Annotated in this window: 22 protein-coding genes; 19 read left to right on the top strand and 3 right to left on the bottom strand. The window is 36.3% G+C overall.

What is annotated here, in order from left to right; genetic code table 11:
• Positions 1-66: 66 nt before the first annotated feature.
• A complete protein-coding gene (locus tag ACO1DI_RS13345) occupies positions 67-189 on the bottom strand; it encodes a hypothetical protein (RefSeq protein WP_014460012.1) in 123 nt (40 codons plus the stop codon).
• 278 nt (positions 190-467) lie between these two features.
• Here ACO1DI_RS13345 and ACO1DI_RS13340 point away from each other — a divergent pair, with 278 nt between their 5' ends.
• The 4 genes from ACO1DI_RS13340 to ACO1DI_RS13325 all read left to right on the top strand — a co-directional run bounded on the left by ACO1DI_RS13340 (position 468) and on the right by ACO1DI_RS13325 (position 5,713).
• Positions 468-1,100 carry a hypothetical protein gene (locus ACO1DI_RS13340; RefSeq protein ID WP_208732290.1) on the top strand — a complete coding sequence of 211 codons (633 nt, stop codon included), beginning with the start codon at positions 468-470 and terminating at the stop codon, positions 1,098-1,100.
• A 134-nt stretch (positions 1,101-1,234) separates the two neighbouring features.
• Positions 1,235-2,080, top strand: a complete 846-nt coding sequence (locus ACO1DI_RS13335; RefSeq protein ID WP_243549357.1) for a DUF2971 domain-containing protein — start codon at positions 1,235-1,237, stop codon at positions 2,078-2,080.
• A gap of 145 nt (positions 2,081-2,225) precedes the next feature.
• Positions 2,226-3,425: a phospholipase D-like domain-containing protein gene (locus ACO1DI_RS13330; RefSeq protein ID WP_423145368.1), complete on the top strand. Its 1,200-nt coding sequence runs from the start codon at positions 2,226-2,228 to the stop codon at positions 3,423-3,425.
• Between the two features lie 353 nt (positions 3,426-3,778).
• On the top strand, positions 3,779-5,713 hold the full coding sequence (locus ACO1DI_RS13325) for an alkyl/aryl-sulfatase (RefSeq protein WP_423145367.1): 1,935 nt from the start codon (positions 3,779-3,781) through the stop codon (positions 5,711-5,713).
• A 9-nt stretch (positions 5,714-5,722) separates the two neighbouring features.
• On the opposite strand, the gene ACO1DI_RS13320 is transcribed toward ACO1DI_RS13325, so the two are convergent.
• Positions 5,723-5,878 (bottom strand): hypothetical protein, encoded by a 156-nt coding sequence (locus ACO1DI_RS13320; RefSeq protein ID WP_014460007.1) that lies wholly within the window; start codon positions 5,876-5,878, stop codon positions 5,723-5,725.
• A gap of 199 nt (positions 5,879-6,077) precedes the next feature.
• Between ACO1DI_RS13320 and ACO1DI_RS13315 the strand changes: the two genes are divergently transcribed.
• The 14 genes from ACO1DI_RS13315 (at position 6,078) to ACO1DI_RS13250 (ending at position 16,987) form a co-directional block, all read left to right on the top strand.
• Positions 6,078-7,370, top strand: coding sequence for a Glu/Leu/Phe/Val family dehydrogenase (locus ACO1DI_RS13315; protein ID WP_221780017.1), 1,293 nt, complete (start codon positions 6,078-6,080; stop codon positions 7,368-7,370).
• 237 nt (positions 7,371-7,607) lie between these two features.
• A complete protein-coding gene (locus ACO1DI_RS13310) occupies positions 7,608-8,168 on the top strand; it encodes a nitroreductase family protein (RefSeq protein ID WP_014460005.1) in 561 nt (186 codons plus the stop codon).
• 496 nt (positions 8,169-8,664) lie between these two features.
• Positions 8,665-9,849, top strand: a complete 1,185-nt coding sequence (locus ACO1DI_RS13305) for a hypothetical protein (protein ID WP_423145366.1) — start codon at positions 8,665-8,667, stop codon at positions 9,847-9,849.
• 502 nt (positions 9,850-10,351) lie between these two features.
• Entirely contained in the window at positions 10,352-10,795 is a 444-nt protein-coding gene (locus ACO1DI_RS13300) for a hypothetical protein (protein WP_049164640.1), read from the top strand.
• 378 nt (positions 10,796-11,173) lie between these two features.
• Positions 11,174-11,554 (top strand): hypothetical protein, encoded by a 381-nt coding sequence (locus ACO1DI_RS13295; RefSeq protein WP_423145365.1) that lies wholly within the window; start codon positions 11,174-11,176, stop codon positions 11,552-11,554.
• Between the two features lie 128 nt (positions 11,555-11,682).
• Entirely contained in the window at positions 11,683-12,498 is an 816-nt protein-coding gene (locus tag ACO1DI_RS13290; RefSeq protein WP_423145364.1) for a protein-glutamine gamma-glutamyltransferase, read from the top strand.
• Positions 12,499-12,929: 431 nt separating this feature from the next.
• Positions 12,930-13,403, top strand: coding sequence for a DinB family protein (locus tag ACO1DI_RS13285; protein WP_014459993.1), 474 nt, complete (start codon positions 12,930-12,932; stop codon positions 13,401-13,403).
• A 136-nt stretch (positions 13,404-13,539) separates the two neighbouring features.
• On the top strand, positions 13,540-13,755 hold the full coding sequence (locus tag ACO1DI_RS13280) for a DUF378 domain-containing protein (RefSeq protein WP_013057146.1): 216 nt from the start codon (positions 13,540-13,542) through the stop codon (positions 13,753-13,755).
• Between the two features lie 133 nt (positions 13,756-13,888).
• The gene (locus ACO1DI_RS13275; protein WP_013083262.1) at positions 13,889-14,074 is read left to right on the top strand and encodes a hypothetical protein; all 186 of its coding nucleotides are present in this window, start codon (positions 13,889-13,891) and stop codon (positions 14,072-14,074) included.
• 15 nt (positions 14,075-14,089) lie between these two features.
• Positions 14,090-14,368: a hypothetical protein gene (locus ACO1DI_RS13270; protein WP_153252673.1), complete on the top strand. Its 279-nt coding sequence runs from the start codon at positions 14,090-14,092 to the stop codon at positions 14,366-14,368.
• Positions 14,369-14,468: 100 nt separating this feature from the next.
• Positions 14,469-15,275 carry a cobalamin-binding protein gene (locus tag ACO1DI_RS13265; RefSeq protein WP_217027830.1) on the top strand — a complete coding sequence of 269 codons (807 nt, stop codon included), beginning with the start codon at positions 14,469-14,471 and terminating at the stop codon, positions 15,273-15,275.
• An 18-nt stretch (positions 15,276-15,293) separates the two neighbouring features.
• Positions 15,294-15,719, top strand: coding sequence for a 3-hydroxyacyl-ACP dehydratase FabZ (fabZ, locus tag ACO1DI_RS13260; RefSeq protein ID WP_217027829.1), 426 nt, complete (start codon positions 15,294-15,296; stop codon positions 15,717-15,719).
• Between the two features lie 195 nt (positions 15,720-15,914).
• The gene (locus tag ACO1DI_RS13255) at positions 15,915-16,190 is read left to right on the top strand and encodes a hypothetical protein (protein ID WP_014459988.1); all 276 of its coding nucleotides are present in this window, start codon (positions 15,915-15,917) and stop codon (positions 16,188-16,190) included.
• A 176-nt stretch (positions 16,191-16,366) separates the two neighbouring features.
• Positions 16,367-16,987 carry an NUDIX hydrolase gene (locus tag ACO1DI_RS13250; protein ID WP_217027827.1) on the top strand — a complete coding sequence of 207 codons (621 nt, stop codon included), beginning with the start codon at positions 16,367-16,369 and terminating at the stop codon, positions 16,985-16,987.
• A gap of 36 nt (positions 16,988-17,023) precedes the next feature.
• Here the strand turns inward: ACO1DI_RS13250 and ACO1DI_RS13245 are convergent, their stop codons facing one another.
• The gene (locus tag ACO1DI_RS13245) at positions 17,024-17,668 is read right to left on the bottom strand and encodes an SDR family oxidoreductase (RefSeq protein ID WP_014459986.1); all 645 of its coding nucleotides are present in this window, start codon (positions 17,666-17,668) and stop codon (positions 17,024-17,026) included.
• 411 nt (positions 17,669-18,079) lie between these two features.
• Here ACO1DI_RS13245 and ACO1DI_RS13240 point away from each other — a divergent pair, with 411 nt between their 5' ends.
• Complete coding sequence (locus ACO1DI_RS13240; protein WP_014459985.1) at positions 18,080-19,591, top strand: class I adenylate-forming enzyme family protein; 1,512 nt, start codon at positions 18,080-18,082, stop codon at positions 19,589-19,591.
• Positions 19,592-19,609 lie beyond the last annotated feature (18 nt).

The raw sequence follows: 19,609 nt of genomic DNA, 5'->3' as shown, positions 1-19,609 counted from the left end.
TCTGTCTTCTTCCTATAAGAAACTTCAAGTAATAACTGACTCTATATTACCATCTATAAACATGCGTTATTTTTTATGGCAAAAATAAGTTAAGAAGATTTTTAATTTACTTTCTGTACGTTTTACATGTAAATCATGAATGGTTTTAACTACGTAATCATTATCAAACATTTCCAACACCTCAATCATTGTTAAGTTTCCTGTTTGTTATAGTTTATGAAATAATCAAACGCATATCATCGGCCATCAGCTGTAAGTTTACGGTTCATTTTTTACAACTAAAGGCTGAAACGTACGCTTATAATTGAACGCACGAATAACAGAATATGTACAAAAAAGAAAAGTGTGCTTGTTTTGTTTTAAAAAAGGCTATATCTCTAAAAAAAGAAAATTGTCACACACGTTTGTGAATATGTATCTACTAAGTAAGGATACTTTTTTAGTTGGCAGGATTGAAGGTGAAAAAGATGGATAAATTATTTAAAGACCTTGATGTGTACAGAACGCAAGAAGAAATGAAGCAGTATTTTGAACACACGCAGCAAATGATTCATCAAAACAAAGAGTATATAAAATTAGCTCGACTCAAAAAAGGGCGTTTCAAAAAGTTTTTTGAAGAGTTTTATCCGCTTTATTGTTTCAGCCAATCTTCTTATTGTCCGAGAAATTCAAAATTGAAGCTTATTATTGGAAGTCAAGGATACGACGGATTAATTCTTCAGCCGGATGGTACTGAAAAACGAATTGAAATTACTTCTTACAAAGATGGGAAACTGGAATTTGAAGATGCACAGAGGGTCAATTCAGGAAATTTTGCTCTACCCCGTATCCAGACGGAAGGTTCTGTGGAAGAGTATATAGAAAAAGTGCTAGAAAACATCCAAAAAAAGAGCAAAAAAGATTACAGTGGAGCATCCATTCTATTTGTTGTACACACGTTTCATTATTTTGAAGCCTATGGAAAAAGTTCAGCTGCCTTTATTCGTACCTTAAAAAAAGAAATGAAGAATACTGATTTTCGAGCGGATGAAATTTATTTATTAGAATTAAATCAGCCAGAAAGTGAAAGTGTTAAGCAAAACATTCATTTCATTAAATAAGAAGACGCGCTGTAGATGTTGAGGCGTGTCTTCTTTTCTGATAATAGAACTTAATGCAGGTGGATAATTTTGAAAATTACAACAATTAAGTGCTATAATTCAAGTATGAATATGCATTCAGAGGAGGAAAACCAATGGATTTAGCTTATAGAGAGAAAGCGTACGAATATGCCAAAAGATTCGAATCTAGCTATGACGATTATGATGAACGCTATAAGGTGCACAATAATCCGACAGTGTGGCGATTTATGCCGCTGTCTGATTTTCAAGATTTACTAGAAACCAATGCGCTTTTTTTCGCAAAACCTGATGCATTTTCGGACCCACTTGAAGGATGCTCTTCGATGTGGAACATAGAAGAGTTAAGAAAAACAGGCGAACGTCATAACCGTACCTCTAGAACCTATATAAGAAAAATCCATGAATTTTCTGCTGTTTCATCCTGGCATATCAATGACTACGAAGCCGCTGGAATGTGGGATCTATATTTAAAGGGGAATGATGGCGTAGCTATTAAAACCACCTATGAAAATTTATTGTGCAGTATTAAAGATTTGCGCTATAAAATCTTCTCTGGCAAAGTGCAGTACATAGACTTCCAAAAAGAAATGATCAGTCACTCTGTATATGACACGTTATTTTACAAGCGCAAATCCTATCAGCATGAAAATGAATTGAGGCTTGTTATTGTAGCAAGTCGTATACACGCTTGGAAGCTGCAAAAGCTATTTGAAATTCAAGGTATTTCCGCAAATCAATGGCAAAAACGAATGGATATCCTTGAAAAAAGATCGTATGAGTTTTCTCACGAGCATGGCAACCTCCTTACATGTAATTTACATCAGCTTATCAATGAAATTTATGTATCACCAAGAAGCGCTCAAAGCTGTGTAGATGAGGTAAAAGCGCTTACTAAGAAACACGGTCTCGCTTATAAAAAGGTTATTCAGTCTGACTTGTATAAGGACTATATTTACTAAATGCTAGCGAAGTACACAAAGGCTTAATCAAAAAATGATTAAGCTTTTTGTGTTACACGTTTTATATTTCCATACATTTCCTCATATAAAATAAAACAAACCTCCAAAGCCTATATATACATATTAGATGAATCAGGAGTACAGTATGGTTAAAAGAATGCTGTTTATTTTAGTATGCGGGCTTTGTTTATGTTTGTTTTTTCAATGGGACGTAAAAAAAGGCTATAAGGCTTATGTTCGCGCACATCCGCTTATCGAAACGCCTGTTTACCAAGGCGAGATAGCGCTGTATGCACAAGGAAGTAGTTTATATCCTGCTTTATTTGAGGACATTAAAAAAGCAAAAAAGTACGTGTACATCCAATTTTTTATTATTCGAGCGGACAACATTAGCATGAAGCTATTTAAGCTATTGAAAGAGAAAGCAGCTGAAGGGGTAAAGGTTAAACTTTCTGTAGATCGTTTTGGAGGAAACGATCTCTCCCGAACACTCATAGATGATCTTAAGAAAAATGGAGTTGAGTTTACTTTTAGCCGAAAAGCAAGCAGGCAGCACTTTTTTTATAGCATTAATCATCGAAATCACCGAAAGTTTGTCGTAGTAGATGGTCAAGAAGCTTACCTAGGAGGTTTTAATATAGGAGAAGAATACTTAGGGAAGCATAAAAAATTGGGCTATTGGCGTGATTACCACTTGCGAATCAAAGGAGAAGGTATTTTTGAAATTGAAAAGCAATTTTTGAAAGATTGGGAAGAAGACACGGGACAACATATATCTCCTCAGCGAGTGCCTATCGCTCGCTCTAACGGAGCAAACTATCAGCTACTGTTTTCAACTGGAGAAGAACTTGAGCAAAAGATGATTGATCTAATCAACCGTGCCAAAGTAAAGCTTACCATTGCTACCCCTTATTTTATTCCAAGTGAACATTTAATGAATGCACTTATTTCAGCAAAAGAAAAAGGCGTTTTAATTGATATTATACTTCCAGACAATACCGATGCGTGGTTCACTAAACCGCCTAGTTACCCTAAAACAGAGAAACTATTAAACCAAGGTATTCGAATTTTCTTATATAAAAAGGGATTTTTTCACGGAAAAGTAATGGTCATCGATCATACGATTGCCAATATTAGCACAGCCAACTGGGATCCCAGAAGTTTTTATTTAAATGATGAAGCAAGCTGTATTATTTACGATCGCGAGATGATTGCACACATAGAACGAGAAATTAATGAAGATAAAACAAACAGTCGCAGATTAACCAAAACAGTAATAGATGAAATCCCTAAATGGGAACGTTCTCTTAAAAAAACACCGGAATGGATTTATTATTATTTTTGAAAAAATACCCAAATCAAGTTTTAATTATTTTTCCCCGGGTACACATTCTATGTAAGGCCAATACAAGAAAGGAGAGACTGTACAAATGCATTGTTCTACAGCGACTTCAAGAAACGTATTGAGCACCTTAGAAGGAAGATTTGCTTTAATTACAAAAGGCACATTGGTAAACAATCGTTATACTAAGTGCTAGGCTGTCTAATTCAGACAGAATACTCGACTATTCAAACATAACATTCAGTATAAAAAAGAAGATGCGTTCTAAGCGCATCTTCTTTTTTGTTGACTCTATTTTCCCTCTCTTTTGTACTTCGTCTTATTTTTACGCATAAAGTAATAAAAAGGAGGGGGTTATGCTGTTTGATTATGAACAGGAGTTAACGATTCACCGAAAAGATGCTACTCAAAAGACTGCAGCGACTAATGCTGAGACTTATAAAAACATAGACTGGGAACAAGTTAAATTAGAACAAAATCTTGCGGATTACCAAGCTCTTGTACGCGTACCTTTTCCTCTGATTTTCAAAAAAAATCAGCTGTATCCTGTATGGGATTTAAGAAAGTACGCTTTTTTATTTGAACAATCTACACCTGCTACTGTCCACCCTAAACTGTGGGAACAAGGAAAATTAAATGTACAAGCCGGCTTATATCAGGTAACTGAAAGTATCTTTCAAGTAAGAGGCTTTGATATGGCTAATATTACATTTGTTAAAGGTAAAACGGGATGGGTTGTTATTGATTGCTTGACGTCAAAAGAAACAGCGGAAGAAGGACTTAAACTAGTAAATGAGCACTGCGGGAAGCGTCCTGTTAGAGCCGTTATCTTCTCTCATTCGCATATAGATCATTACGGTGGAGTTCTAGGGATATTACCTGACTCAATACAAAATAAAACTAGTAAAGTTTATGCTCCTGCTGGATTTATGGATGCGGTTATCGATGAAAACGTCACGGCGGCAACAGCAATGACACGAAGAAGTCAATATATGTACGGTATTCGACTGCGACGCGATGAAAAAGGCTTAATTGACAACGGCATCGGAAAAGAAATTTCATTTGGAACGATCACGCTTATTACAGGAATAGAAGAAATTCTTCCTTCCGAATATCATTCTTATGTAAGTAAGAAAATTGACGGCGTCTCATTTCAGTTTCAGCTTACGCCAGGGACGGAAGCGCCTGCTGAAATGAACATCTATATTCCTAGTGAAAAGTCTCTGTGTATTGCAGAAAACTGCACGGCTACTCAGCACAACCTCTATACGCTCAGAGGAGCAAAAGTAAGAGACGCAGCAGCATGGGCAAGGTACTTGCAGCAAGCAATCAATTTATTTGGCCAAGAACTAACAACTGTATTTGGGGTACATAATTGGCCAAGGTTCGGAAACGAGTCGTGTATTACCTATATCGAAAATCAACGAGATGTTTATCAATATATTCATGACCAAACATTAAGGCTGATGAATCAAGGTTATACCATCGACCACGTCGGCCGAATGATGAAGCTTCCGGAAACTCTATCTCACGAGTGGTATACAAACGGCTTTTATGGAACGGTTAACCATAACGCAAAAGCGGTTTATCAGCGCTATATGGGCTGGTATAACAGCAATCCTGTAGATTTAAATAAACTGTTTCCTGAAGAGTCAGCTAAGAAATATGTAGAGTATATGGGCGGAGCGGACAACATTGTCAAAAAAGCACAGCGCTGTTTTCAGCAAGGCGACTATCAATGGGTAGCTGAAGTGACCAAACAAGTAATTTACGCTAATCCTCACCATGTGAAGGCAAAACTTTTATGCGCAGACGCGCTTGAACAATTAGGGTATATAGCTGAATCTGGTCCTTGGCGAAATGAATATTTAACAGGAGCCAAAGAACTTCGTTTAGGTAATATACCGCTGCCAGTCAACATTATTACAAAAGAAGTATGGGACACACTTCCTTTGAAAAATATTTTAGAACTATTTAGCATTCGCGTAGATGGATTAAAGGCAGGCGCATGTAACTATCGTATATTGTTTGTGATACCCGATCGCAATGAAGTAGCTCTCACAGAACTTAAGCATGGAATCTTTAGATACCTCGGAGATACGCGAAAGAAAGCTGAGGTGACGGTAACGATGTGGCAAGATACCTTATATCGGCTAACAACTACAAATGATCACTCTTATAGCTCGGTCATATTTGTTCAAGGAGATAAATCAAAATGGGATTTCTTTTTGTCTTGTCAGGATTCTATCGATCCAAACTTTAATATTGTGACACCTGTTTCTAAAAAATAGAGTACCTGATTACAGCTCAGAAAGCACATCGTTGACTTTTTGTTCAAAGCAGCTGTCGCATGTGAAAATTTCTTTTTCTTGAAAAGATGTTAGCCTTTCTCCGCAGATGGAACAACATTCTATATAGTGATTGCTTCGCTCTTGTTCTTTTCTTTCATTTAACATAGTATTTTCCTCCTTTTCAGTATAAATAGTTTGTCTTATTTCTTTAAGTATATACTAATATCAGCCTATGCAGGGAATATAAGGCTTGCTAATGCGGATTATGTATAATATAAGAACCGTTGTAAAGCAGCAGAAATTGGCACAGGAATTGCATGTTAAATCGTTGAGAAAATTCAATGATTAATATGGGGTGAACAGAATGTCCATTACAAAAACAGCTAGTGAATTAAAAAAAGAACAGCAGCAAGAACAGGAGTCACTTAATTTGTTTTTATCTACTCAAACCGTTATTCAAGAAGCGCTTCAAAAACTAGGGTATGGTGAAGAAATGTATCATTTGCTGAAAGAACCGCTGCGCATGATGACGGTTCGTATTCCAGTTAAAATGGATAATGGAGCGGTAAAAGTATTTACTGGCTACCGCTCTCAGCATAATGATGCTGTCGGGCCTACTAAAGGAGGCGTGCGCTTTCATCCTGAAGTAAATGAAGAAGAAGTGAAAGCATTATCCATTTGGATGAGTTTAAAATGCGGGATTGTCGACCTTCCGTACGGCGGCGGTAAAGGCGGAATCGTATGTGACCCAAGAAACATGTCGTTTGGTGAACTAGAGCGACTGAGCCGCGGCTATGTAAGAGCCATCAGTCAAATAGTTGGGCCTACTAAAGATATTCCTGCACCGGATGTCTATACAAACTCTCAAATTATGGCGTGGATGATGGATGAATATAGTCGACTCCGCGAGTTCGATTCTCCTGGTTTTATTACTGGAAAACCTATCGTGCTTGGAGGATCTCAAGGACGTGAAACTGCAACGGCTAAAGGCGTAACCATTTGTATTGAAGAAGCCGTTAAAAAGAAAAACCTTAACTTGCAAGAAGCGCGAATTATCGTTCAAGGCTTCGGAAACGCCGGCAGTTTTCTTGCTAAGTTCATGCATGATGCAGGTGCAAAAGTAATTGGCATTTCAGACGCGTATGGAGCTCTTTATGATCCGCTTGGTCTTGATATTGATTACCTCCTTGATCGACGCGACAGTTTTGGTACCGTAACGAATTTATTTACAAATGTGATAACAAACGAAGAACTATTAGAAAAAGAATGTGATATTTTAGTACCCGCAGCCATTTCGAATCAAATTACGGTTCGTAACGCTCATCACATTAAAGCCTCTATTGTAGTCGAAGCGGCGAACGGACCGACTACGCTTGAAGCCACGCGCATTTTAGATGAAAAAGGCGTGCTTTTAGTGCCAGATATTTTAGCAAGTGCTGGAGGCGTAACGGTTTCATACTTCGAATGGGTGCAAAATAATCAAGGCTACTACTGGTCTGAAGAGGAAGTAGCTTACAAATTACGCAAGGTAATGGTGGATTCATTTGAAACGATCTATCAAATCGCTCAAGAAAATGACGTAGACATGAGACTCGCTGCTTACATGGCAGGAATCAAAAAATCAGCTGAAGCTTCTCGTTTCCGCGGCTGGGTATAAGATAAAAAAACGATTTGGATTACATGTTCCAAATCGTTTTTTATTTGCCGGAACTGCCAAATAATTAAAAGAAAAACTGCTAAAAAAACAAACACGCTTAAAAAATTGGCATATTCATCGTTACCTAACCTAATTGATAATCAAAACATTTGACAGTGAGAATGATTTTCAATTATTCTATATTCAAGACAAATACATAACTATAATAAATTGAATGTGAAAAAGGAGACGAAAAGCATGAGCGTATTAGATATTATTAAAGCCAGAAGAACGATTGGAGCTATGCAAGACAAAGATGTATCAGAAGATGCTATCAATCTTATGTTAGAAGCAGGCACTTGGGCTCCTAACCATAAAAAGACAGAGCCTTGGAAATTCCGAGTGTTTACAGGGGATTCACGCGTTCGTTTAGGAGACGAAATGGAACGTATTATGAAGCAAAAAACTGCTCACTTAAGTGAAGAAGAAGCGTTGAAAAAAACAACAAAAGCTAAAAAAGGCCCGCTTCGTGCTCCTGTCATTATTGCTGTAGCGGTAAGTCCTTCAGGAAAAGTGCCTGAAATTGAAGAAATCTCTGCCGTAGCGGCAAGCATACAAAATATGCTATTAGTAGCGGAAGAACAAGGTTTGGCTACAATTTGGAGAACGGGTGATATTGTCTATCAGTCAGAACTGAATGACTTTTTATCTCTAGAAGAAGACGATAAGCTCTTAGGCTTAATTTACGTCGGACACCCTAATAAAGAAGCTTCATCAAAACGTATTCCATATCAAGATAAAACGATTTGGTATCGTTAGAAGGTTATTTCTGTGTTTCTATAAATAAAAGGCAGGAGCTCATAAGTTGAGCTGCTGCCTTTTATTGTTTTTAAGAAGTGGCAGAAGGAAACTTAAAGTGAACATCAAATGATTATTTTATAATAAAATCCATAATCTAAACATAGCCCCTGCCTAGACTTAGGTAGGGGCTATGTTTTATGGGGTGAAAAGGGGAGGCTGCTTTTTTTCTTCAACATTATAGTATAACTCCTTAATATATGGAACGGAATCATAGTCCAATTCTATCTCAATGTGTGCAGGTGAATAACCTCTCTCTAGAAATGAACTTACCGTCCTTCTCCTAACTTTTTCACCTTCTTAAAGTTCTTCTAGATAACCTTCACGCCTAGCTGTATAATGTGTGTTTGCTTGATTCTGTATAAACCTGCCCTTTACTGGCTGTATGCTTTGCGTTGACTGCTTTTTCAAATATAATGTATAGTAAAAATATACTATATATTCCAAGGTGATTCCAATGAGATTTTTGATTGAGTATAAGGATTTTAAAACGAAAGAAGAAACTAACTTTTCTTTGCAATTATTAGATACTTTTTTAAATGAACATTTAATAGGAGAGTTTCACGGAAGCACATTTGAGTGCATTTTGATCCGTTTTATAAATAATCCTAGCTCTAAGAAGAAGTACAAATTACGTGTTCTCTATGAAGATATAGCCGAAATTGAGCTGCCCGGAAATTTTATCAATAACAAAACTCTTAATGTAGAGGATTTCTTAACAGGTCTACATAGAGTTGAAGAGGCTATTATGTTGGTTAAAACTATAGAACTAAAGTCAGAACTCGACTTTAGTGAAGACAAACTTCTATTAAAGTTTCAACAGTCGATAAAAAATGCACCACGTACACTCGAAGAACTAAAGGCATACTTCAAGAAGCAAAAGCAAACAGTTCAAAGTAACTGGGCAAAACTAGCTGACCTTTCAATGAAAAGATCTTTGTCTAATCCAAAACCTCTAACAAAGCCATTAATAACAATTAGTATTTCTGCTCCTATCGAAGAAACAGAACCAAACCACTCTTTTATCTACACCGAAGTTTTCAGCAACCTTCTAAGAAAAGCAGAAGTGATGCTGCCGGGTTATAGTCACATCTTTATACATTTAGCGGACACACTAGTGGAAGCAAAACAAGAATTTGCTCCAAATCACCGGATAAAAGATGCATTTTCGATAATAGATACTAAAAAATATATGGCGAGTGACAACGAAACTAAATCAAATATGATGTTTAATAGTATAGTTTCAGCATTAAGAAGCATTACAAAGTTTGATCACTTAGAAGAGCATAAAATAGAATCTGTTATTGGAAAAATAAAAGAAGAAGGCACCGACATTGAGCTCACATACTTCTCGAAACAAAATGATAAGTATTTAGCCGAGGTCATTTATACAGTGCCCAAATCTCATCTTACAAATGCTCCATTTAAACTGCGTGTTACGGACCTTAATTCTAACGCTGTTAAAACTACAAAAATAGATGATGTTAATTTATTTTGGTGCCCGTATAGCTTCGGAAGCATAAATATAAAAAAAGATTCAGTTGTTATTAAAGGGAGAAAGAGCCACAGAGCAGAGATTTCAAGGAGAGCTGACAAATTACCGGATGAATACATTTTTAAGATTAAAGATATATTTATTTAGCTTTTTATAATGGTTAGAAATAAATTTACAATCAAGAACACAATAGTAGTAAGGATGACTGTTCTTATCCCCAATTTTTTTATAAATATCTTACACCCTAAAAAACAAAACAAGCTGCGCATTTAAAATGCCAGCTTGTTTTGTCTGTTTTTTTAAGTAAAAAAAATACTTGTGGGAGAAAAAACCAGATAACAATATTCAGTATGAAGATTGCTCTTTGCAAGCAGCAATTCTACAGACCACAAGTTAGGGTTTCATTATTGTTATAAGACCAATAAGGCTAGTATCCCAGCTTAATCCCCTCATTTTAGGCGTATGTGAGGTAAAATATCTTTTGCATCTAGTGTTTAGAAGCTTTAATAGTGTTATTTAAAACCCTTAATTTAATGAGTTGCATTACAAAATAACCCATAATATGCTATTTTTTGTGCTATAATGATAAATTAATAGGTGTTATAGAGGATATAAAGCCTATAATCTTATAATGAAACGGAGAAATGATATGAAAAGAGTAACGCGAGTAGCATTAGCCGGAGTAATTACATTAGGTGGTTTAGGATTAGGATCTGTAGCAAGTCTCCCATTGGTTCCAAATGGGCATATTCAAGAAGCTGATGCCGCTTCATCATACGGTGTATCGGTTAACTCAACTAAGACAAATTGGACAAAAGAAGAATCAATTATTATGAAGTTTATTAATCATAATTCATTTGAAGTACGACTTGTCGGTCAATTGCAGCATTTAGAGAATGGTAAATGGGTAAACGTGCAATCTGCATCCCAATGGTATGCAGTCCCTGGAGAGAAATTTGGAACGAGTTTTAAAGTTGATACTAATGGCACATACCGTTATAAGCTTGCTGTATATCATATAACCAAACCGCTAACCAATTATGATGGAACTTTCGCTGGAAACCTTTATAGCAGCAACTTTTACGTGAAATGATCAAGTTTTTTAATACAGTTATAATAAAAAAGGACTTGATTAGACATCAAGTCCTTTTTTGCTTATGTGCTTATTTAGTAGCATTAATAGTCTGTCTTAAAGTATCGGCGCTATAATATTCTTTGCCATTGAACCTATGTAAAGTTAACTGTTTCTCAAACTGTCAAGAGAGTCCTGAACATCCTTTTTTCTATTGCCCATAACACTTCTTAATTAATCTTTAAAGACGAATAGACTACATTTATACATTTTAGGATTGATTCTATTGCCAGACTTAACTTTTATATTTTCTAATACATATTGGCTTACTGTCCCTAAGGATGCTACAACAATAAGACCGAGCGTGAACAAATCTATATAAATTTACTTTTTTTATAAGTGACGCAACGAAAATTCTGGAGTGAAAATCTTATAAGAAAGAGGGAAGTAATGGACGTTCAAAAGGTAGCAAACTTATTTTTGATTTTTGTCTTAATTGCAGCAGGCATTTCCTTGGTAATTGGCTTTGTTATTGCTGTGAGAAGTACCAACTATAAGAAGGGATATATAAGTACTTTTATATCCAGCGTGGTCTTTTTACTACTGATTGTGAGCTGGTATGATAAAGCATCTTCAAATGTTTTTATGGGGACAATACCTTGGGTTTTAAATGTTATTGCCGTCATTCTTGTGTTACCACTGTACTTGTTGTGTGCTCGCTTTATATTTAAAAAGGTTACAAAAGGACAAAAAGGAACAAATGAAAAGATTAGCGGTTAACTTACTTTTTTTATCGTTTTTTCTAATCTTCATGATTTTAACTAAATGAAGATACACAAAATATTTTTTTATCAATATCCTGTTAGAGAAGGTGATTGATATCATTTTCTGTAAAGGAGAGAACGTCTATGATTAAAGTTAATCAACAAATTGTGAAAATAAGCGATTTAAATAATAGTTCGTTAACAAAAGAAAAAGCAGACATTTTAAAACAAATGGATGCCTATAGGGAAGTGTATGAGTATGCTACATTTGACCAGCTTGATTTTGATGTATCTGTTAAATTGCAAATCATTGAATCATCTGTATTATTGCGTAAAAGCGGCGCCAGGTTTGCTACATTTGCACGTTCTAGATGTAACGAAAAGTATTGGAAACGAACCGATGATGGAGGATTTCAGCTACTTCCTACCGTTTCTCCTCATCAGGCCATCGATGATATTTTCTACAACGGACACGAATATGCATTTGAATGCGCGACGGCTGTTATCATCATCTTTTATAAAGCCGTATTAAATAATATTGGAAAAGCAAACTTTAACCCGCTTTTTGCTGACCTTTACTTACACGATTGGCAATACGATGAAGATCTTGAGCTCCATGGTTATAAAGGATCTGACTACTTGCCCGGAGACTGTGCATACTTTAAAAACCCTGACTATAATCCTGATACTCCTCAGTGGAAAGGTGAAAATACCATTGTATTAGATGAGACTTTATATTTTGGTCATGGAATTGGGATTACGACGCGTGAAAGAATTATTGAAGTGTTAAATTTAAAGCGAAAAGACGATCCAAAACGCTCGGCTTACCTGTCAGATGAAATTGTGAGGCTTCAGACCGCTCACCTCAGTTATTTTGCGGTTAGATACGAACCTGTTGTTTGGTACGACAGAAACAGCGCTATTATTTCCACTATTGGATCGATTACGTATGTAGCTTGAATGATCAAAGTATTATTACTTTGGTCTTTTTTTATAAAAAGGAAAGAATTACATGAAGGTAAATTTGAGAATTCAAAAGGATTTTATGTATAAAAGCAGAATCCATTTAATACGCAGGTCTTAAAACTAAAAGGAAAGGAGGAGATTACTATTAAAAATCGTGATAAAAGACGCAAGAGAAAACGCGGCGCATTAAAAGATTATCTGAAAAATAAGCTTGGTCAACTAAAACCGAAGCCAAACAAAGGACCTGTCTCAAATTTAAAGTCTTCTGCTTAAAACATCCCCCTAGTTTTTATATAGGGGGATTTTCTTTTGAATTTTCTTTTATTTTAAGGTTTAAATGTTATGAGTGGCATTTAAAGATTAATTTGTGCACAATAGACATTGAATAGTTTATCTAATACGACAACGTAAGGAGAGATTAGACGATGGAAAACATGATTTTAAAACATATGGACGTTGTAAGAGGGATTACGATTAGTATCCTCGAAAAAACAACAGAAGAGGTAGCGGACATCACACCAAAAGGATTCAATAACAATATCCGCTGGAATCTCGGACACATTGCCTTTATTCAAGAAAAACTTGTGTTTGGCTTAGCTGGTGAACCGATGCAAACGCCAGAGAGTTATGAAAGCTTTTTCGGCGCAGGAACAAAACCTGCCGATTGGACGGAGGCTGCTCCTTCTCTTGAAGAAATTGCGAATGTGTTGAAAGATCAAGCACATCGTATTAAAGAGTTCATGCCCGGGCAGTTTGATAAGCAGTTAATCACACCTTTTACAAATAAAGCGGGTATCAACTTTACAACAGTTGGCGAAACGTTTTTATTCAGCTTCTATCATGAAGCGATGCATGTAGAAACGATTAAGCAAATTGGGAAAGCTGCAGCTGCACAATAATAAGGAAATAAAAAAGAATAAATCACATATTCTTTATAACTATTTTACATAGCGCCTATGCATATACTGATCTACACAGCGCATAAGATGTAACATGAGCTGCTTTTCCTAATGCAGTTCGCAAGGAGGTGACAACGTGAAATTTCTTTCAGGTTTAACGACTCTTCTTGTGATTTTAGGCGGTTTAAATTGGTTAGCTGTAGCATTAGGCGTGAATGTAGTAGAAGAGCTATTTGGCTCTTGGGATTGGTTAGTAACAACGATTTATTGGTTAGTTGGTCTGTCTGCTCTTTATCAAATTTTTGATAAGTTCTTCGGAACAGGAGCAAGTGTCAAAAGCAAAGCGCTATAATAAATATTATTTTTTATTATCTCTTTAGGGAGTTTGAATGTATATTCAAACTCCCTTTTTCATGGATAAAAGACGTGACATCCTTACAAAATACGGTAAAATAAGGTAATAACCAAAAAAAAGGAGGGATGAGATGGAGCTTTGGGGTGTAGTACCTATCTTAGTGTTTGGAGTTCTTTATATAGGAATCATTGCTGGTATTATAGCTGTTATCGTTATAGTGTTAAAGCGAATGAAAGAGAGAAATCAATATTTACGTGAAATACGGGATGAGCTGAGAAATCAAAACAGAGCAACTATAGCAGAAAATAAAGAATAGAAGAGGGTTTAATAGATGAAGAAAAGTGTACTTCCTATATTTTTTATCGTAAATCTTTTTTTTATTTACTGTTTATTATTTAATCAAGGATACATCTTTCAGCTACAGAATCTACCGTACATATGGGCTATTTATTTACTTCTTGGCACCTGTTTAGCTTTTTATTATATGCTGCGATACAAACAAAAAAAAGACGGACAGGTGTTGCTTTCAATCGGCATTTTAACTACAAGCATTAGTTCACTTGGCTGTTTAGGTTTTTTTTACTTCTTTTATCACGCGATGGGCGGATAAAAGAGAGCACCACAAGCAGGGACTTCAGTGAAAGTCTCTGCTTTTTATATTTGGATCTATTGTATAATAGAAAAAAAGAAATGAATGCAGGAGGGAAACTATGCGAATTGTTTCGCTTTGTCCAAGCAATACAGAACTAATAGCGTATTTAAAATGTGAGCATTTGCTCGTAGCAATAGATGATTATTCCGATTGGCCGCAGTCTATTGGAGGTCTGCCGCGTTTAGGTCCCGATTTATCTATTAATATGGATGCGGTGGAAGAAGCTAAACCAGATTTAGTCCTAGCATCACTAAGCGTTCCTGGAATGGAGCGAAATATTGAAGAACTAAAAAAACGAAAGCTTCCTTACGTCGTATATAATCCTAATTCGCTAGAAGATATCCGTCAAAATCTACAGGATTTAGGTCAGCGATTAAACATTGAAACAAAAGCAGCTGAACTGTTAAAGCGTTATGATCAGTTTCTTTCTACATATAAAGGGATTGCAAATCAAATTGACGAAAAAGCCACTGTATACTGGGAATGGTGGCCAAAACCTGTCTTTACTCCTGGCAAAGCAAATTGGCTGACTGAAATTAGTGAGTTAGCGGGAGGAGAAAATATATTTGCTGATCATAAAGAAGCAAATGTACAGAGTGATTGGGAAGAAGTGCTCAAACGAAATCCACTTCATGTGTGTTTGGCTTGGGTGGGCGTACAGACAAACAAAGTGAATCCAACGATTTTACACAAGAGACCGAACTGGTCTGACATGTCTGCCATAACAGAACATCGTGTATATGTACTAGAAGAATGGCTGTATTGTCGTCCTTCACCTAGGTTGCTGTTAGGATTAAAAAAACTCGCGCCTCTTCTTCATCCAGATACGTTTCCTGCATTTGACGGCAAGGACCCCTTATTATAAGAAAAAGGAGCGATACATATGAAAGATATAAAACAAATAAAACATACCATTCAGCACCGCTATCCTTTTTTACTTGTTGATCGCATCTTAGAGCAAGAAGAAGGAAAGCTTGCTGTAGGAATTAAACAAGTAACAGCAAATGAACCTTTTTTCCAAGGTCACTTTCCGGACTATATGGTGATGCCAGGGGTACTTATTGTCGAGGCTCTTGCTCAGCTTGGTGGATTTGCTATGGCTGCGGATGACCAACAAAAAGGAAGACTTGCTTTGTTGGCAGGGATAGATGAATGCCGCTTTAAGCGTCAAGTAAGGCCAGGAGATACACTTCGCTTAGAATTTGAGATTCTTAAGCAGCGCGGAAAGATTGTAAAAGGAAAAGGAAAAGCATTTGTAGGCAGGGAATTAGCTTGTGAAGCGGTCATTACCTTTGCTCTTGATGTATAGTACAAACGCCTTTGTAAAAAAACAGCTGATGTTAGCAACAGGAAAACGACCAATATAAAAAAGCAAATAATTCAAGATAAAGCGTATCGAGAAAACCGCCTTATGTCGTAAGAGCGGTTTTTTATGAATACCTTTTTACCTTTTGATAAAAGAAGAAACGGGGTATAGAAGAAAAAAGGGAGAGGGGAGAATGCAGTGAGAACATTAACGGAAGTTGTTGTATTACTCACACTTTTAGGTACGTATATAGGTATCTCACTACTTGTCTACAAACGGAAAAGAACGAATCCGTTTTTCTACAGCATTTACTTTTATTTAGCTACCAGCGTCATTTTGATTTGCTTGGTTATCTTTTGGCTTCAGCTTCGTTTTGGACTCACTGATAAGCAAGTAGGAGGATTGCTTATCAGTGTGGTTGCATTCTTTCTACTTATTTATGGTTTGTTAAAAACAAGACAAAAAGACAGGTAGCCGGTGCTATCTGTTTTTATTTATATTCCTGTTATATATTTTTATCAATTGTAGTGTCAATTCGATACATCTCTTCATATAATAAAGATAACAGCTTTCTTTTGCAGGTTAGTTGACATCGCAGCTTATAACTCGCTATTCTTTTGATAATTCATTTTGTGAAAGGAAGTGGACGTATGGATGCATCCCGCATTATAGCTAAGTTAGAAAAACGGATGCCGACAATCCTTGGGATGGAGCAGTTCTCCCGCTTCGGCATTCTTGTTCCGCTTATTGAAAAACAAGGAGAACTACATGTTTTATTTGAGGTAAGAGCGCTCGATTTACGAAGACAGCCCGGAGAAATTTGTTTTCCAGGAGGGCGTGTTGAGAAGACGGATGCAGACGAAAAAGAAACGGCTATTCGTGAAACATCTGAGGAGTTAGGGATTACCTCTGAATCTATTCAGCAAGTACAAGCTTTAGATTATATTGTTTCTCAATTCGGAACAATCATTTATCCTTATGTAGGTTTCATTGATGAGTCGCTTGAACTTCGACCGAATCCTTCGGAAGTAGCAGAAGTATTTACCGTGCCTCTTTCTTTTTTTCAGCGCACCGAACCTGATATACACAATATTCATTTCAGAGTAGAACCCGAACATAATTTTCCTTATGACGCGATTATTGGCGGTGAAAATTATAATTGGCAAACAAGAGAGATGGAAGAACATTTTTATTACTATGAAGATAGAGTTATATGGGGACTGACAGCAAAAGTGATTTATCATTTAATACATGTATTAAATGATAAATAAAAAGCAGCGAATACGCATTCGCTGCTTTTTATTATATTAAATAGATTGAATAGCTTCTGTGATGGGCGTATCACCTGAAACTAAATCAAAAGAACGTCCGAATGTATGATCTTCACTTAACGTTTCCACTACAACACGCGCGACATCTTCACGAGGAATGGACCCACGCTCTTTGTTCTCCCCAGCATCTACACGTCCTGTTCCTGGTTCGTTTAACAATCCGCCTGGTCGAACAATTGTATATGTTAATCCGCTTGCTTCTAAGATTTTATCTGCATAATGTTTGGCTACATAGTAAGGAATTAGTGAAGTATTCCAGTTTTCACGGTGATGTGCTTGAAGTGCGCTTACCATCACAAATCGTTTAATCCCTAAATCTTCTGCAGCTTCCATCGCTTTTACCGCACCGTCTAAATCAATTAAAAGTGTCTTATCATGGCCTGTATTTCCGCCTGATCCTGCGCTAAAGATAACGGCGTCACAGCCTTTCATCACTTCCTTAATTTCATGCACAGTGCCTTCTAAGCTTGCAAAAGCCGTTTCGATACCTCTTGCCTCAAGTTCTTTTGCTTGTTCTTCTTTACGAACCATCGCACGTACAGTGTGCACATCACTTTCATTCAAAATGTTTACAATATGTTTGCCTACTTGACCATTCGCACCAATTACAAGAACTTTCATGTCTAAATTTGCTCCTTTCAAATCCAAATACTTATATATTATTGTTTCATATTCACCGTTTTCATTCAATAAATGAGCTCAAAATCCGGTGAATAAGGGGAAAGTAAGAAAATATATTAAAAAAATGAAAAACAAGAAATAAAAACTAATTTACAAACAAAAAAAGGAAAAAAATAGTTCGTTAAACCCAGTGTCTGAACTATTTAAATTTTGTAAAATTTTATCAAACCCTTGGTAATACAACATTTCTTAAAAACAGTATCTCTTTTAACATTTCCCGATACAACCTATATAAACGCATTTTGATAATTTTAAACTTTTACTTCGGAAAAATTTTTTGTTATTATGTTTTAGTCATTAAAATATTCACGAACGAAATATTTAGTCCGAGCGGACAAAGGAGAGGATAAAATGAACACATTACAATACTTAGTCGCAGAACGTGCAGAGATTTCTCCTCAACATGAAGCACTAGTTGAACATAATGAACGTTATACATTTAATGAATTTCATGAAAAAGTAAATCAATTGTCTCATTACTTCTTAGAGAAAGGAATTCAAAAAGGAGATCGTATTGGTATTTTAGCTCATACAAGTATTGCTTACCCAGTCGTTACAATGGGGATTTTACAAGTGGGAGCAGTCGTTGTTCCATTAAGTAAGAGCATGACACCTTATGAGCTTGATAGCATTATTACAAGCGGACAGTTAAAAGCGATTATCCACCATAATGAATTTACGTCTGTATTAGAAAAAGCGGAACAAACGGCTGGACTTAGCTTTACGTTAAAAATTGAGGATGCAAAAGAATTTACAACTCAATTCTCAGCGTATAACATAAACACACCAGAAGCACTTCCTGAAGTACTTCCTGAAGATTTAGCATTAATGATGTTTACATCAGGTACAACAGGTAAATCAAAAGGATGTATGATTGCACACGGATCGGTAAGTGCCTTTTTAAACTCTGGTGGACAGGAAGAACGTGCAAATATTGATAAAAGCATGCGCTATTTATTTGTTCATCCATTCTTCCACATGAGTTCGATGAGCATTTTATTTATGTGCATTAACACAGGAAACACAATGGTATGTTCTGAAGAAACAGATCCAGCTAAAGTAATTGAGGTAATCGAAAAAGAAAACATTAAAATGCTGTTTGCACTACCACCAGCATTAAAATACATCGTAGAAGAGCTTGAAAAAGGAGATCACTATGATTTCCCTCTAAAACTTGCTGTGTCAGGCGGAACAAAAGTATCAGAGTCTTTAATTGAACAATATGACCGTAACGGTATGATTTTAGCTCAAGGATACGGAAGCACAGAAGCTTGGATTATCAGTTCATGGCATCCTCAAATGGGATGGAAGAAAGTAAGCTCTGCTGGAAAACCTGCTCCACATGTGGAAGTTAAAATTGTAAATCCCGAAACACGTCAAGAAGTTCCAACTGGAGAAAAAGGTGAAGTACTTGTACGAAGCCCTTATCTATTTAAAGGCTACTGGCAAAACGAAGAAGCAACAAACGCTGTCTTACAAGATGGCTGGTTAGCGATGGGCGATGCAGGTCGATTAGATGAAGACGGATTTCTTTACATTGAAGGACGCTATAAAGATGTAATTGTATATGGAGGAGACAATATCTACCCAGATCAAGTAGAAGAAGTTGTCCTAGCAGCAGATGGTGTGTTAGAAGCGACAGTTGTCGGCATGCCTGATGATGTGTACGGCGAAGTTCCATATGCATTTGTTGTTAAACAAGAAGTATCTGCTTTAACTGAAGAAGATGTAGTGAACTTCTGTAAAGAACGATTAGCACCATATAAAGTGCCAACTGTTGTATTTGTTTCATCACTTCCTAAAAACAGCGTAGGAAAAGTTTTGAAAAACGAAGTGAAAAAACAAGCCTTAGCACACGCATAATAAAAAAAGCGGCCTTTA

This window comes from Priestia sp. 40, assembly GCF_049368575.1.
In the GTDB taxonomy this organism is placed as follows: domain Bacteria; phylum Bacillota; class Bacilli; order Bacillales; family Bacillaceae_H; genus Priestia; species Priestia zanthoxyli.
This window is presented reverse-complemented; position numbering and strand designations above follow the sequence as displayed.

Bases quoted from the DNA above. Each gene is read 5' to 3' on its own strand.
- ACO1DI_RS13345 (WP_014460012.1), bottom strand. From the start codon at position 189: ATGATTGAGGTGTTGGAAATGTTTGATAATGATTACGTAGTTAAAACC.
- ACO1DI_RS13340 (WP_208732290.1), top strand. From the start codon at position 468: ATGGATAAATTATTTAAAGACCTTGATGTGTACAGAACGCAAGAAGAA.
- ACO1DI_RS13335 (WP_243549357.1), top strand. From the start codon at position 1,235: ATGGATTTAGCTTATAGAGAGAAAGCGTACGAATATGCCAAAAGATTC.
- ACO1DI_RS13330 (WP_423145368.1), top strand. From the start codon at position 2,226: ATGGTTAAAAGAATGCTGTTTATTTTAGTATGCGGGCTTTGTTTATGT.
- ACO1DI_RS13325 (WP_423145367.1), top strand. From the start codon at position 3,779: ATGCTGTTTGATTATGAACAGGAGTTAACGATTCACCGAAAAGATGCT.
- ACO1DI_RS13320 (WP_014460007.1), bottom strand. From the start codon at position 5,878: ATGTTAAATGAAAGAAAAGAACAAGAGCGAAGCAATCACTATATAGAA.
- ACO1DI_RS13315 (WP_221780017.1), top strand. From the start codon at position 6,078: ATGTCCATTACAAAAACAGCTAGTGAATTAAAAAAAGAACAGCAGCAA.
- ACO1DI_RS13310 (WP_014460005.1), top strand. From the start codon at position 7,608: ATGAGCGTATTAGATATTATTAAAGCCAGAAGAACGATTGGAGCTATG.
- ACO1DI_RS13305 (WP_423145366.1), top strand. From the start codon at position 8,665: ATGAGATTTTTGATTGAGTATAAGGATTTTAAAACGAAAGAAGAAACT.
- ACO1DI_RS13300 (WP_049164640.1), top strand. From the start codon at position 10,352: ATGAAAAGAGTAACGCGAGTAGCATTAGCCGGAGTAATTACATTAGGT.
- ACO1DI_RS13290 (WP_423145364.1), top strand. From the start codon at position 11,683: ATGATTAAAGTTAATCAACAAATTGTGAAAATAAGCGATTTAAATAAT.
- ACO1DI_RS13285 (WP_014459993.1), top strand. From the start codon at position 12,930: ATGGAAAACATGATTTTAAAACATATGGACGTTGTAAGAGGGATTACG.
- ACO1DI_RS13275 (WP_013083262.1), top strand. From the start codon at position 13,889: ATGGAGCTTTGGGGTGTAGTACCTATCTTAGTGTTTGGAGTTCTTTAT.
- ACO1DI_RS13270 (WP_153252673.1), top strand. From the start codon at position 14,090: ATGAAGAAAAGTGTACTTCCTATATTTTTTATCGTAAATCTTTTTTTT.
- ACO1DI_RS13265 (WP_217027830.1), top strand. From the start codon at position 14,469: ATGCGAATTGTTTCGCTTTGTCCAAGCAATACAGAACTAATAGCGTAT.
- fabZ (WP_217027829.1), top strand. From the start codon at position 15,294: ATGAAAGATATAAAACAAATAAAACATACCATTCAGCACCGCTATCCT.
- ACO1DI_RS13250 (WP_217027827.1), top strand. From the start codon at position 16,367: ATGGATGCATCCCGCATTATAGCTAAGTTAGAAAAACGGATGCCGACA.
- ACO1DI_RS13245 (WP_014459986.1), bottom strand. From the start codon at position 17,668: ATGAAAGTTCTTGTAATTGGTGCGAATGGTCAAGTAGGCAAACATATT.
- ACO1DI_RS13240 (WP_014459985.1), top strand. From the start codon at position 18,080: ATGAACACATTACAATACTTAGTCGCAGAACGTGCAGAGATTTCTCCT.